At 65.7% G+C, this 13,840-nt stretch carries 13 protein-coding genes; all 13 read left to right on the top strand.

Annotation, left to right across the window (positions count from 1 at the left end; all coding sequences use genetic code 11):
• Positions 1-303: 303 nt before the first annotated feature.
• The 13 genes from HWX53_RS27565 (at position 304) to HWX53_RS05020 (ending at position 13,816) form a co-directional block, all read left to right on the top strand.
• Positions 304-2,448 (top strand): glycosyl hydrolase family 18 protein, encoded by a 2,145-nt coding sequence (locus HWX53_RS27565; protein WP_175939722.1) that lies wholly within the window; start codon positions 304-306, stop codon positions 2,446-2,448.
• Positions 2,449-2,565: 117 nt separating this feature from the next.
• Complete coding sequence (gene gspG, locus HWX53_RS05075) at positions 2,566-3,051, top strand: type II secretion system major pseudopilin GspG (RefSeq protein WP_244140001.1); 486 nt, start codon at positions 2,566-2,568, stop codon at positions 3,049-3,051.
• On the top strand, positions 3,048-4,253 hold the full coding sequence (locus HWX53_RS05070) for a type II secretion system F family protein (protein WP_244140000.1): 1,206 nt from the start codon (positions 3,048-3,050) through the stop codon (positions 4,251-4,253). Before gspG ends, HWX53_RS05070 begins: the two co-directional genes overlap by 4 nt.
• Positions 4,254-4,257: 4 nt before the next feature.
• Positions 4,258-5,904, top strand: coding sequence for a GspE/PulE family protein (locus HWX53_RS05065; protein WP_175939721.1), 1,647 nt, complete (start codon positions 4,258-4,260; stop codon positions 5,902-5,904).
• A 16-nt stretch (positions 5,905-5,920) separates the two neighbouring features.
• Positions 5,921-6,718, top strand: a complete 798-nt coding sequence (locus HWX53_RS05060; RefSeq protein ID WP_175939720.1) for a hypothetical protein — start codon at positions 5,921-5,923, stop codon at positions 6,716-6,718.
• Positions 6,715-7,446 carry a hypothetical protein gene (locus HWX53_RS05055; RefSeq protein WP_175939719.1) on the top strand — a complete coding sequence of 244 codons (732 nt, stop codon included), beginning with the start codon at positions 6,715-6,717 and terminating at the stop codon, positions 7,444-7,446. The genes HWX53_RS05060 and HWX53_RS05055 overlap by 4 nt, the downstream gene beginning before the upstream one ends.
• Entirely contained in the window at positions 7,443-7,964 is a 522-nt protein-coding gene (locus HWX53_RS05050) for a hypothetical protein (RefSeq protein ID WP_175939718.1), read from the top strand. The genes HWX53_RS05055 and HWX53_RS05050 overlap by 4 nt, the downstream gene beginning before the upstream one ends.
• Complete coding sequence (locus tag HWX53_RS05045; RefSeq protein ID WP_175939717.1) at positions 7,961-8,524, top strand: hypothetical protein; 564 nt, start codon at positions 7,961-7,963, stop codon at positions 8,522-8,524. The genes HWX53_RS05050 and HWX53_RS05045 overlap by 4 nt, the downstream gene beginning before the upstream one ends.
• The gene (locus HWX53_RS05040) at positions 8,521-10,461 is read left to right on the top strand and encodes a secretin N-terminal domain-containing protein (RefSeq protein WP_175939716.1); all 1,941 of its coding nucleotides are present in this window, start codon (positions 8,521-8,523) and stop codon (positions 10,459-10,461) included. The genes HWX53_RS05045 and HWX53_RS05040 overlap by 4 nt, the downstream gene beginning before the upstream one ends.
• Positions 10,462-10,483: 22 nt before the next feature.
• Positions 10,484-10,951 carry a type II secretion system protein gene (locus HWX53_RS05035; RefSeq protein WP_175940612.1) on the top strand — a complete coding sequence of 156 codons (468 nt, stop codon included), beginning with the start codon at positions 10,484-10,486 and terminating at the stop codon, positions 10,949-10,951.
• Entirely contained in the window at positions 10,945-11,328 is a 384-nt protein-coding gene (locus tag HWX53_RS05030; protein WP_175939715.1) for a prepilin-type N-terminal cleavage/methylation domain-containing protein, read from the top strand. The genes HWX53_RS05035 and HWX53_RS05030 overlap by 7 nt, the downstream gene beginning before the upstream one ends.
• The gene (locus HWX53_RS05025) at positions 11,303-11,785 is read left to right on the top strand and encodes a type II secretion system protein (protein ID WP_175939714.1); all 483 of its coding nucleotides are present in this window, start codon (positions 11,303-11,305) and stop codon (positions 11,783-11,785) included. Before HWX53_RS05030 ends, HWX53_RS05025 begins: the two co-directional genes overlap by 26 nt.
• Before the next feature lie 33 nt (positions 11,786-11,818).
• Positions 11,819-13,816, top strand: coding sequence for a glycoside hydrolase family 19 protein (locus tag HWX53_RS05020; protein WP_244139999.1), 1,998 nt, complete (start codon positions 11,819-11,821; stop codon positions 13,814-13,816).
• The last annotated feature ends 24 nt before the right edge of the window (positions 13,817-13,840 follow it).

Genomic DNA, 13,840 nt, shown 5'->3' with positions numbered 1-13,840 from the left:
ATTGCGTTTCGCAGATTCGTTGTGCGATTGCAATCGCGTCTATATCGACGTGTTCCGAATCCGCCAACCTGCGCCTTCGCCATAAGATCGAATCGATAAACGGATGCGCGGTACGTGGCGCGTCGACGCTTGGATTCGAATTCCAGCGATGCCTGTTCTTCTTTTGAAACTTGCTTAGCGTAGGTCGTTCGGCTATCAATACATCGCACGATCTTGCGCCGGCGATCCGCATATCAAGTCGAACACCACGGCTAACTCGAAGATCGAAACGAACAACGCAGAATAAAGTGGCAGGGGCGTTCCATGAATCGTCTTGTTAAGCAATCCAAACTTTTATCGCTGATCTTGTCTGCGCTCGTCGCCTACTCGGGGCCCGCATCAGCTGCCGAGTGGCAAGAAGGCGCTACCTATCCGGCAGGCACGACGGTCACATACAACGGCCACACGTATCAGGCGCTGCAAACACACACGGCTTATGCAGGCGCCGGGTGGACGCCGTCTTCCACGCCGACATTGTGGAAAGACCTGGGGACGTCGGGCGGAACGCCTGCGCCTGCGCCTGCGCCTGCGCCTGCGCCGACGCCTGCGCCTACGCCGACGCCTGCGCCTACGCCGACGCCGACGCCAACGCCAGCGCCAACGCCAGCGCCAACGCCAACGCCAACGCCAACGCCAACGCCAACGCCAGCGCCAACGCCTACGGCGTGCTTCTCGGCGTGGTCGGCATCGCAGGTTTATGCGAATGCGGGCAGTCGTGTGACGTACAACGGGCGCAACTATCAAAACAAGTGGTGGACCCAGGGCGAAAACCCGACACAGTCGGGGCAATATGGCGTGTGGCAGGACATCGGCGCATGCTCCGGCGGTTCGACGCCGACGCCAACGCCGACGCCTGCGCCAGCGCCAGCGCCAACGCCAACGCCAACGCCAGCGCCAGCGCCAGCGCCAACACCGACGCCAACACCAACACCAGCGCCAACACCAGCGCCAACGCCAACACCGACGCCAACACCAACACCAACACCAACACCGACGCCGACGCCAAAACCAACACCAACACCAACACCGACCCCAGCGCCGACACCAACTCCGGCCCCCGCTCCCGCCCCTGTCGGCGGCCGTGAAATCGGTGCGTACTTCGCGCAGTGGGGCATCTACGACCGCAATTACAGGGTGAGGGACGTCGACGCGTCCGGCTCCGCGAAACTGCTCACGTTCATCAACTACGCGTTCGGCAACCTCTATCAGAAGAACGGCGGTTTCGAGTGCGGAATCGTCAACAAGGCAGAACCCGGCGCGTCGAATCCGAGCGCGCCGGATGCAGGTACCGGCGGCGATGCATGGGCCGACTATCAGAAAGGCTTCTCCGCGAACGAAGCCGTCAGCGGCGCCGCCGATAGCTGGGACTTCCCGCAAAGCGATCCGCGCTATGGCGGCGGCAAGGCGGGGCCGCTCAAAGGCAACTTCAACCAGCTGAAACAGTTGAAGGCCAAATACCCGAACTTAAAAGTCATCATCTCGATCGGCGGCTGGACGTGGTCGAAGTGGTTCGGCAAGGCGGCATCGACCGATGCGATGCGCAAGCAACTCGTCGCCTCGTGTATCGATGTCTACATCAAGGGCAATCTGCCGTTCGATGCCGGCTCCAACGCGGGCGGCGAAGGCATCGGCGCGAACGTGTTCGACGGCATCGACATCGACTGGGAATTCCCCGGCGGCGGTGGCCAGCCCTACAACATCGTCGATCCGAACGACAAGAAGAACTACACGCTCCTGCTCGCCGAATTCCGCAAGCAGCTGGATGCGATCGGCTCGCAGAACGGCAAGCACTACTACCTGACCGTGGCCATCGGCGCGGGCGGCGACAAGATCGCGATGACCGAACCCGCCGAGTACAGCAAGTCGCTCGACTGGATCAACATCATGTCCTACGACTTCCACGGCGGCTGGGAAGCGAACGGCCCGACGGACTTTCAGGCGCCGCTCTATGGCGATCCGGACAGCCCGAGCTACAAAGCCGGCCAATACGCGCCGACCTACAACGTCGACGGTGCAGTGAAGAATCTGCTCAACGCGGGCGTGCCGACCACGAAGATCGTCGTCGGTATCCCGTTCTACGGACGCGGTTGGTCGGGCGTGAGCGCGGGACCGTCCGGCAACGGTCTGTATCAGAAGGCGACGAAACCCGCGCCGGGAAAGTACGAGGAAGGCATTCAGGACTACCGCATTCTGAAGAGCGCGGCGGGCACACTCTACGAGCACCCGGTCGCGAAGACGTCCTACAAGTTCGACGGCAACAACTGGTGGTCCTACGACTCGCCGACTGCCGTGCGGCTGAAGATGGACTACGTCAAGGCGCAAAGCCTGCGCGGCTCCTTCGCCTGGGAACTGGACGGCGACGGACCCAACGCTGAGTTGCTGAAGATCATGAGCGACGGACTGAAGTGATTCGTCGCGCAAAGCGCGCGTCTCGCACGCACTGACGCGGCGGCCGCGCGTATTGCGACGATGTATCGCGACGCATCGCGATGTATCGCGCCGTATCGAATTCTGCCGGGAGCAGCCATGCACGGACCTTCTTTCAATATCGCAGGCGCGACGGCGGCGGCTGCGCGCGCGCGGCTCGCGCATCGCGCAACCGGCTGGCGGCAGCGCGGATTCACGCTGCTCGAGCTGCTCGTGGTGTTGCTCATCATCGCGCTGCTGGCGGGGTATGTCGGCCCCAAGCTCTTCGGCGAAGTGGGCAAGGCTCGCAGCAAGACGGCCGCCTCGCAGATGAAAGGCATCGAGAGCGCGCTCGACCGTTACCGGCTCGACACCGGACACTTTCCGGGCACGGACGCCGGCCTCGCGGCACTCATGACCAACGTGGGCAACGCGACCGGCTGGGAAGGCCCTTACATGAGCAGCGCAATTCCAAACGATCCGTGGGGCAAGCCGTACATCTATCGCTCGCCGGGCGAAGGCGGCAAGGACTACGACCTGATGACTTACGGCGCCGACGGCAAGCCCGGCGGCTCGGGCGAGGACGCGGATATCGTCAACAAATGACGAGCGCACCGGTCATCATGCGATATCGCGCCCGGGTGGATACCGAAAGCGGCCCGCAGGATCTCGAACTCGACGCCGACGACGAGGCGCAGTTGCGCATGCGGCTCGCGGAGATGGGTCTTTCGCTCGTCGATGCCACGCCGCTCGGCACGAAGAAGCGCGGCTTCGCGTTGCGCAAGCCCGTGTTCGAGCGCGCGCTCTTCACGCAGGAACTCATCGCGTTGCTCGAAGCAGGACTGAGCCTCGTCGAAACAGTGGAAACGCTGCGCGACAAGAGCGAGGAAGGGCTGAACCGGAACGTGCTGCAAGGCATCGTCGCTGCGCTTTACGAAGGCGAGCCGCTCTCACGCGCGCTCGAACGTCAGCCGGACCACTTTCCGCCGCTCTACGTGGCGACAGTCGCATCGGCGGAGCAGACAGGGCACCTCGCCGAGGCACTCAGACGTTATCACCACTACGACGCGCGGCTCTCCACCGTGCGCAAGAAAGTCGTGTCGTCGATGGTGTATCCGTGCATCGTCATCGGAACGGGCGCCATGATCATCCTCTTCATGGCTTTCTACGTGATCCCCAAGTTCAGCCAGGTGTTCGCGACAATGAAGGACATGCCCTTCACGGTGCGCTTGATGCTCGCGTGGGGCGATCTCGTGGAAGCGCACGGCGGCGTGCTGCTTGCGGCGCTCTTCGCGGCGATCGTCGGCGCGGGTCTCTCGCTGCGCAGCGCGGCAGTGCGCGAGCGGCTGATGTCGGCGCTCTTCAGCCTGCCGAAGCTCTCGGATTATCAGCGCCTCTTCGGCCTCACGCGTTTCTATCGCACGCTCGGGCTGCTGCTCGCGGGCGGCATGTCGATGGTGACGTCCCTCGAACTCGCCGCGCAAGTCTTGCCCGCGCAGTTGCAAAACGCACTGTCGCAGGCGCTCGACGAGATTCGCGCAGGCAAGCCGCTGTCCGGCGCGCTGCCCGCCGCCAACCTGACGACGCCCGTCGCCGAGCGGCTGATTCGCGTAGGCGAACAGAGCGGCGAACTCGCCGGCATGGTGACGCGCTCGGCCGAGTTCTGCGACGAGGAACTCGACCGCGCCATCGACACGCTGATGCGAGTGGTCGAGCCGGTGCTGATGCTCGCGGTGGGCGGCATCGTCGGAACCATCATCTTCTTGCTGTACATGCCGATCTTCCAACTGGCCGGCGCCGTGGGGTGACATCATGAACGAGGTCGCAAGCGCACCGGCTCGCCCGCGGCAGCAACAGGTCTGGGACGACGCCGGGCACGACTCCGCCGACTACCTGGCGACGGTCGCGCGCATCCTGCACCTGCGCGGCTTCGACGCCGCCGCGCTCGAAACGCTCGAGCCGCGCTTCGACCTGCTCGCTTTCGGCGACGCCGTATCGCGCAAATGCGTGCTCGCTGCCGATTCGCAAAGCACGGAAGCGAAACTCTGGCTGGTGCTTGCCGATCCCTTCGATCCGCTGCTGCGCGCCTGGGCGATGAACCGCGTCAAGAAGCCGTTCGCGTTCGCTTTCTGCGTGCCGTCGGAGTTGATGGCGTTCCTCGCGCTGCACGAGTCGGCGCATCAGGCGCTCACGCAGATCAGCGTCGAAGGCCAGCCGGCGGCCATCGCGGATGCGGGCGTCGAGATCACGCTCGCGACGCTCGCCGCCGACGTGCATCCGGTCATACGGCTCGTCAATTCGTCGCTGTACGACGCGCTCAAGGCTCGCGCATCGGATATTCACATCGAGAGCACGGCGACGGGACTCGTCATCAAATACCGCATTGACGGCGTGTTGCAGGAGACCGCGACCGCGAGCGGCATCGACACAGCGGAACAAGTGCTCTCGCGCCTGAAGGTGATGGCGGACCTCGACATCGGCGAGCGCCGCATTCCGCAGGACGGGCGCTTCAAGGCGATCATCAATCAGCGCGAGATCGATTTTCGGGTGTCCATCATGCCGTCGATTCACGGCGAGGACGCCGTCTTGCGCGTGCTCGACAAACAGCGCGGCGAGGCGAGCGCGAGCGCGCTGCGGCTCGATTCGATCGGCCACGAGCCGGAGATCGTCAGCGCGATCCGCCAGATCGCGCGCGAGCCGTACGGCCTGCTCCTCGTGACCGGACCGACCGGCTCCGGGAAGTCGACGACGCTCTACGCCACGCTCACCGAGATCAACACCGGCGACGAGAAGATCATCACCATTGAAGACCCGGTGGAGTACGAACTCGCGGGCGTGCTGCAGATTCCGATCAACGACAAGAAAGGACTGACGTTCGCGCGCGGGCTGCGCTCGATTCTGCGCCACGATCCGGACAAGATTCTCGTCGGCGAGATTCGCGACGGCGAGACGGCGAACATCGCGGTGCAGGCGGCGCTCACCGGACACCTCGTGCTCACCTCCGTGCATGCGAACAACGTGTTCTCCGTGCTCGACCGTTTCCTGCACATGGGCGTCGACATGCACAGTTTCGTCGACGCCCTGCTCGGCGCGGTCGCGCAACGGCTCATGCGCAAGAACTGCCCGCATTGCATTCGCGACGACGATCCGCCCGACGACGCGCTGCTGCGCGCCTCGGCGCTTACCCGGGAACAAGTCGCGCACTGGCGCTTCAGGCGCGGCGCGGGCTGCGACATGTGCCGGCGCACGGGCTACCTCGGGCGTCAGCCGATCGCGGAGGTGCTGCGTCTGAACGATGCGATCAAGCAGTGCTTCGTCGAACGTCGCCCGATCATGGAACTGAAGCGGCTCGCGCTCGACAGCGGCTTCGTGCCGATCCGGCAGATCGCGTTGCGCGCGGTGGCGGACGGGCGCACGACGCTCGCCGAAGTCAATCGCGTCACGATCGTCGAGAACTAGGCGAAAAGGCGCAATGATGACGCGTTTCTCCGATCACATCGATTCCCTGCGCGCGAAGGCGGCGGCATCGACGGCCGCCGCTTCCGGCCTTTTCAGCCGCACGACGATACTGCTCGAAGGCGGTCGTGCGCGCGTGCCCGGCACGGCCCGCATCGCCGGTCCGTTCACGCCGGGCGATGCCGCCGCGGCGCTCAAGGCCATTGAAACACTGGCGCCGAAGCCGGCGGGTTTCGGCCTGCATATGCTGCGCGTGGTGGCCGGCGCGCCGTTCGCCCGCTATCACGCGCTGCCGTGGCAGCCGCTCCCGAAGCCGCAGGACTGGGTAGCGCTCGCACGCGTGCAGGCGATGCAGACCGGCGCCGGCAACGAAGCATCGCGCTTTGCCGTGACGGACGAAAACTGGCAGCGCGGACGCCTCGCCGCCGCGATGCCCGAGGCTCTGTGCTCCGGCATCGAGAAGACATGCAAGACCCGCAGGCTGATGCTGAGCGGCATCGAGCCGGCTTACACGTTCGCGCTGCAGCGGCACGCCGCGCGGATTCGCGACGGCTCCATCGCCATCGTCACGCTGGACACGGTGGACGACGGCGCGGCCATCGCGCAGATCGGACTACGAAACCGCGGCGGCTGGACCGGATTCATCGCGCTGCCGGTCGCGGGCACGCTCGACGACGTGCTGCGCGATGCCTTCGCGCTCTGCGCCGATGTGCCGCCCGAGCGCCGCTACGTGATCGGCCCGGGCGACGGCGCGCGCTGGCTGGCGCAGGCGCCGGGCATCGAATGGCTCCGCGTTCCGTGGGACGACGCGCCATGAAAGCGCCGCGCATGGACCTGCATCGCGCGAATCGTCCGGGGGCGGCGGCGGGACTGCTCGCGCTGATGGTGGGCGCCGCCGCCTTGATCGCCGCAATGCAGGTCCGCGATGCGCTTCACGCGCAAGGCGAGACGCTCGACGAACGCGAGTCGGTCATCGCGAAGAAGGAGGCGCACTTCACGCGTATCAGCAACGCGCATCGCGGCGGCACCGACGCGCGCAGCGCCGCGCTCATGGCTCAACAACGCTATGCGGCCGAACCGGCGCGCGATCTGATCGAAGCGGGATGGCATCCGAATATCGCGTTCCTCACCATCGACATCGTGACGGCATCGCGCCAGATCAACATGCAGTTCGAGACGCGCTCGGTGCAGGAAGCGATCTCTTACGCCGACTGGTTTCAGGCGCAACCCCAAACCGAGAGCGTGACGCTCAAGCGGCAGACGCAGAAGCCAGGGCCGCCGGCGCCGTCGGTGCAGACGTCGTTGCAGGTGATATGGAAGCCTTTCGGCGGTGCCTTTGCGGCGTTGCCCGCGCCGATATCTTCCACGACGGCCTCGCCGGCATCTTCCGCGAGCGCCTCGCCTGCATCTTCTGCGAGCGCCTCGCCTGCATCTGCGCCGGCTTCTTCTCCCGCATCCGCGCCAGTGTCCGCGTCACCCGCGCCAGTGTCGAACCCGCCCGCCCGGCAGCCGCCCATGGGACACGCATCCGGAGGACGTCGATGAACCGCTGGCTCTGGGAACTGCGCCGCCTGCAATGGCGTCTTGGCACATTCGGGCTGATCGCGCTGCTGCTGCTCGGCGGCGCAGCAATGATCGCGCTCGCGGACATTCTGCCGCTGCGCCGCGACATCGCCGCGCGCGAAGCCGATCTGAACGCGCGCGCCGCGAGGCTCACGCAACCGCCGCCGTCGTCGCCCGACGAAGCCGTCGCGCCCGTTAGCGCCGAGCAGCGTTACTTCGTATTCCTGCACAGCATGCACGCCATCGCCGCCAGGAACGGCCTGTCCATTCCGCAGGTCACGTATCAGCTCTCCGCGCAGGACAAGGAATCGTCGCTGCGCCGGTATGTCGTGGAGGCGACGTTCACGAGCCGCTATCTCCCGCTGCGCGATTTCGTCTTCGAGATGCGGACCTTGCCGGGCATCCGCTGGGAGCGCGTCACGATCTCGCGGCCCAACATCGGCGCGACGGATCTGGAAGTGCGTCTGCAATGCGCGTTCGTCGTGGAAGCGTCGAAATGAATGCACGCGACGTCCGCGCCTTGAAAGTCTCGACGCCGGTCTTGCTGCTGCTCGCGCTGACGCTCGGGCTGATGGTGTTCGTGCACTTTCGCGGCGAAAGAGACGAAGCCGCGCCGCCATCGACGCCATCGACGCCTCATGCAGCCGCGCCGGCGTCCGCCGCCAGCGTGCCTGACGCCAGCGCGCCTCAAACCGTCGCGGATGCCGCGAGCGCGCCGGTCGATCTGTTTCCGAGCCAGAACTGGCAACCGCCTCCTCCCCCGCCGCCGCCCCCGCCGCCGCCCGGTTCGGTCAAGCCGCCTCCACCGCCCGAACCGCCGCCGCTGCCGTTTACCGTGCGCTCGCTGTGGCTGGATTCGCGCGGCGTGTTTTATGTCGTGCTCGCCGGCACCGGACGCGAGTTCCGGCTCTGCGCGGACTGCCAGAACAAGGGCTTCCTGCACCGTGGCGACACGATTCTCAACGCCTACCGGATCGACGAACTCGATCGCAAGCAAGTCCGCTTCACGTATCTGCCGCTCAAACGACAGCAAACGCTGCCACTCGGAGACATCAAATGATCCGGCTGAAAGACGTGGCCGTATGGCTGCTGCTGCCGCTTCTGACCTCGTGCGCGGGAGAACTGCATCGCCAGGGCCTTCAGAATCGGCTCGCCGGCATGCCGCCCGATGCGCAGCTCGATCTGCTCGCGCAGCAGACGGCGGAATATCCCGACGATCTGGAGATCAGGAACTGGTACATGGGCCTGCGACGCCGTCTGTCGGCCGAATACCTGCAACGCGCGACGGTCGCGTACCGCGCGGGCGACTCGGCGCAGGCGCTCGCGTGGGCGCGCCGTGCGCAGGCCGCCGCGCCCGGCGACGATCAGCCTCGCGAGCTGATCGAGTGGATAAACCGGCAGGCGGCTATCGACGGCGCGCTGCGATACGCCGAGTCGATCTGGATGGAACAGCCGCAGGCGGCACTCGCCATCGCCACGGACACGCTCGCGAAGCAACCGGAAAACGCCCGCGCCGCGCGCCTGCGCGACGAACTGCTCACGCCGCGAGCAGCCGATCTCGCGCCCAAGCTGAACAAGGACATGGATCAGCCGATCACCGTGCAATTTCGCGATCAGCCGCTCATCAGCATCTTCGAACTGATGTCGAACATCACGGGACTCAACTTCACCTTCGACCACGACGTGCAGTCGAGCGCGCCCACCACCATCTACGCCAGCAACACGCCCGTCAAACAGGTGCTCACGATGGTGCTCCAGGCGAACCAGCTTTCGAGCAAGGTCGTGGGGGACAACGCGATCCTCATCTATCCGAAGCGGCCGGACAAGGAAACGGAGTACCGCGACCTCGTCGTGCGCACCTTCTATCTCACGAACTCGTCCGCGGCGCAGGTGCTCGGCGTGCTCAAGCAGATGGTCAAGACGCGCGATGCCGTGCTCGACGAGCGCACCAACGCCATCGTCATGCGCGACGCGCCGGAGACACTCAAGGTCGCCGAGCGCATTATCCGCGCGCTGGACGTGACGCCCGCCGAAGTCGTGATCGATGCGCAGATTCTCGAAGTGTCGTCGTCCGACTTGTTGCATCTGGGCATTCAGTATCCGGACAGCATCGTGTTCGGATTGCAGTCCGGCACCGCCGCCGATCAGACCACGCTGCCGCCGAACACCGTCACGCTCCAGCAACTGCATAACCTCAACAGCAGCGATGTGCTCGTGCGCATCGGGCCGGTGGGCATCGACTTCCTGCAGACGCAGGGCAAAACGCGCACGCTGGCGAATCCGAGCATCCGCGTGAGAAACCGCGAGAAGGCGAAAGTGCTGATCGGCGATCGTCTGCCGGTGGTGACGACCACGCTGTCGAGCAACTTTAGTTCGGAGAGCGTCAACTATCAGGATGTCGGGCTGTCGCTGGAAGTCGCGCCGGTGATAGCCGGCAACGACGAAGTGCAGGTCAAGCTGCACATGGAAGTGTCGAACGTGACCGATACGATCACGACATCGACTGGACTCGTCGCCTATCAGATCGGCACGCGATCGGCGGATACGGTGATGAGCGTGCGCAACAACGAAACGCAGATGCTCGCCGGGCTGTTACAGCGCAACGAGCGCGCCGCCGCGAGCGGGCTGCCGGGACTGAGCCGCATTCCGGTGCTCGATCGTATCTTCGGCGACCGCACCAACGACGCTCACGAGACCGAGCTCGTGCTCTTGCTCACACCGCGCATCGTGCGCGGTCAGGCAATGCCGGCGGGCAATGTCGTGCAATTCGATTCAGGCACGGAAAGCCGCATCACGACCGAGCGCGATGTCGTCGGTGGCAATGCGGCCGCGCGCCTGCCGCCGCCCGTCGCGCCGCAGATGCCCCCGCCGCCTCAGCCTCAGCCTCAGCCACCGCAGCCGCCGCAGCCCGCGAGCGCCTTGCCGCCGCCTTTGCCGCGCGTATCGCCGCCCGACGCGCCCGACGCGCCCGATACGCCGCGGCCCACGCAGCCTTGAACTCCGACATGAGCCGATGACGATGCAACGAGGCTTCACGATCATCGAACTGCTGGTGACGCTCGCGATTCTCGCCGCGCTCGCGATGGTCGCGGCTCCGCTCGTCCAGGTCGCGGCCCAGCATCAGCGGGAAGACGAGCTGCGTCGGGCGCTGTGGAGCATTCGTGACGCGATCGACGCGTACAAGAAAGCCGGCGACGAAGGAAAGATGGATCGCGCGCCGGGCGATTCGGGCTATCCGCCGAAACTCGAGACCCTCGTCGAAGGCGTGGTCGACAAGACCAATCCGACGCACGCGCGCATCTACTTCCTGCGGCGCGTGCCGCGCGATCCGTTGTGCGACTGCCCAAGCCGTTCCGACGAAGCAACGTGGGGCAAGCGCAGCTACGCGAGCGACGCGGAATCGCCCGCCGAAGGCGACGATGTCTACGACGTCTATTCGCTTTCGGAAGGCACGGGGCTCAACGGCGTCCCCTACAGGAGATGGTGATGCTCGGAAAGCTGCGTCGCGCGTTCACCCTCATCGAGCTGCTCGTCGTGCTGGCGATCATCGCGACGCTGCTCACGGTCGTCGTGCCGCGCTACTTCGGCCAGGCGGACAAGGCCAAGGAAACCGTGCTGCACGAGAATCTCGCCGCCATGCGCGATTCGATCGACCACTTTCGCGCGGATCAGGGCCGCTATCCGCAGTCGCTCGACGAACTGGTGCAGAAGCACTATCTGCGCGAGATTCCGCTGGACCCGGTTTCCATGAGCCGCGCGACGTGGACGGTCGAGCAGCCCGCCGACGGCACGCCGGGCGTCTACAACGTGCGAAGCGGCGCGAAAGGCAAGGCGAAAGATGGCACCGATTACAGCGCGTGGTAGGCAACGCGGCTTCGGCATGTTGTGGGCGCTCATGTCCGTGGCGCTCATCAGCATCTATCTGATGAAGGTCGGCGAAGTCTGGAGCACGCAGGCCCAGCGCGTGAAAGAAGACGAGCTTCTGCGTCGCGGCGACGCGATACGCGCGGCCATCGAAGCCTATGTCAAGGCGGACAAGGGCGGTGCGTTCCCGAGGGATTTGAAAGACCTGACGCGCGATCCGCGCGCGTCGTTCGTGCGGCGCTATCTGCGCCAGGCCTATGACGATCCGATGACCGGCGGCGAGTGGCAGACCGTGCGCGGGCCGGGCGGCGAACTGTACGGCGTCTACAGCGCATCGACGGAAGCGCCGCTCAAGAAGGACGGATTTTCCGACAGCGACGCGAGCTTCGCGACGCAGACGAGCTATTCGGAGTGGAAGTTCACCCACTTCCCCGACAGAGGCATGACCCGGCGTTGATGGACGCCGGGCGTTCGCGTGTGGAGGACCGAGATGTCATCGATTGGAAGAAAACTGGCCGTGCTGCCCGCCGCGTTGCTGCTCCATGCCGGCGCGGCGCTTGCACAGGAAGCGTGGCGCGAGGGCGCGACGTATCCGTCCGGCGCGACCGTGACCTACAACGGGCGCGTGTATCAGGCGTTGCAGACGCACACGGCGTATCCCGGCGCGGGATGGACGCCGCCGTCGACGCCGACGCTATGGCGTGATGTCGGCGCTGCTGGGGGGACGCCAGCGCCAACGCCTGCGCCCACGCCAACGCCGACACCAACGCCAACGCCAACGCCAACGCCGACGCCGACGCCCACGCCAACGCCAACGCCGACGCCGACGCCCACGCCAACGCCAACGCCGACGCCAACGCCAACGCCAACGCCGGCAGGATGCTATGCGGCGTGGTCGGCGAGTCAGACGTATGCGCAACCCAACATGCGCGTGACCTATGGCGGCCGGAACTATCGCAATAAGTGGTGGACGCAAGGCGACAACCCCGCGCAATCCGGCGCGTATGGAGTCTGGGAAGACCTCGGCGCGTGTGGCGGAGCACCGGCCCCTGCGCCTGCGCCGGCGCCCGCACCTGTCCCCGCACCTGTGCCTGCACCTGTGCCTGCGCCTGCGCCCGCACCTGCACCGGCGCCTACGCCCGTGCCGACACCATCGCCAGCCCCTGCACCGGCGCCGAGCCCGACTCCAACGCCGACGCCCACGCCCGCGCCAACCGCCGCGTACAAACCGAAGATCACCTACATCCCCGAACCTGCGGGCTATCCGACGCCCGCCCAGTTCAGCGCGACCGAGAAAAAGCTCGTCGATCAGACCAACGGCCTTATCGCGATCGTGCGCGACGCCCTGCGCGTCCTGCCCGACGACGACGTCAACGCTGTCGTTCCGGGCCGCGCGGCGAATCCGTCGAACGTGCGGCGCGTCGAGTCGATCGTCGACGAGCAGAAGTTCGATCAGCTCTTTCCCGTGCGCGACATCCACTATTCGTATGTGAACTTCCTGCGCGGTGTCGCCAAGTTCCCGGCGTATTGCGGCGACTATTCGGACGGACGCGATGCGCTCGCCATCTGCCGCAAGCTGCTCGCGACGTCGTTCGCCCACTTCACGCAGGAAACGGGCGCGAACTGGCCGTCGCTCACGCCCGCGCAGGTGCGCTCGGGCTATCCCGATCACAACAACGCCGTGCTCTCGAAGATGCCGCAGGACACGCCGATCCCGTTCTGGCAGCAGGCGCTGTGGTTCCTGCGCGAGTCGGGCTATCAGGAGGGCTCGGCGGTCGGCGCGTACCAGCAATGCGAACCGGGCTCGCATGCGACCAACTGGATCTTCTACGCGTGCGCGAAGAATGCGGCGGGCCGATATCTCGATTACTTCGGACGCGGCGCGAAACAGTTGTCGTGGAACTACAACTTCGGGCCGTTCTCGCAGGCGCTCTATAACGATCCGGCCATCCTGCTCGACAACCCCGGCCGCGTCGCGGACACCTGGCTCAACTTCGCGTCGGCGGTCTGGTTCGCGGTGACGCCGCAAACGCCCAAACCGCCGATGACCTGGGCCATCGACGGCACGTGGAAGCCAAACGCCGTCGATCTCGGCAACAACATGAAGCCCGGCTTCGGCGCGACGGTGTTCATCATCAACGGCGGCATCGAGTGCGGCAAAGGCGGCGCGGAGCAGCCGCAGGTGACCAACCGCATCAACGCGTACAAGGAGATGGCGCGCGAACTCGGCGTCACGATCGCGCCAGACGAACCGCTCGGCTGCGCCAACATGCGCGGCTTCAACGAAGGCTCGGCGGCGGCGCTCAAGGCTTACCTCGACAAGGACTACGCCTGGGCCGACGGCAAGCCCGTGACCGCATGTAAGGTCGTCGATTACGGCATGCCCTTCTCGCTCGTCAATCCGGGCGACTACAAGGCCTGCACGGACTACTTCTTCCGGGGCAAGGTCGAGTACAACGGGCAGATCGTGATCGACAACACGAAGTAAGACGTGACGCGCCGCGCGTTCGAG

Source organism: Caballeronia sp. BCC1704 (genome assembly GCF_902833455.1).
In the GTDB taxonomy this organism is placed as follows: domain Bacteria; phylum Pseudomonadota; class Gammaproteobacteria; order Burkholderiales; family Burkholderiaceae; genus Caballeronia.
This window is presented reverse-complemented; position numbering and strand designations above follow the sequence as displayed.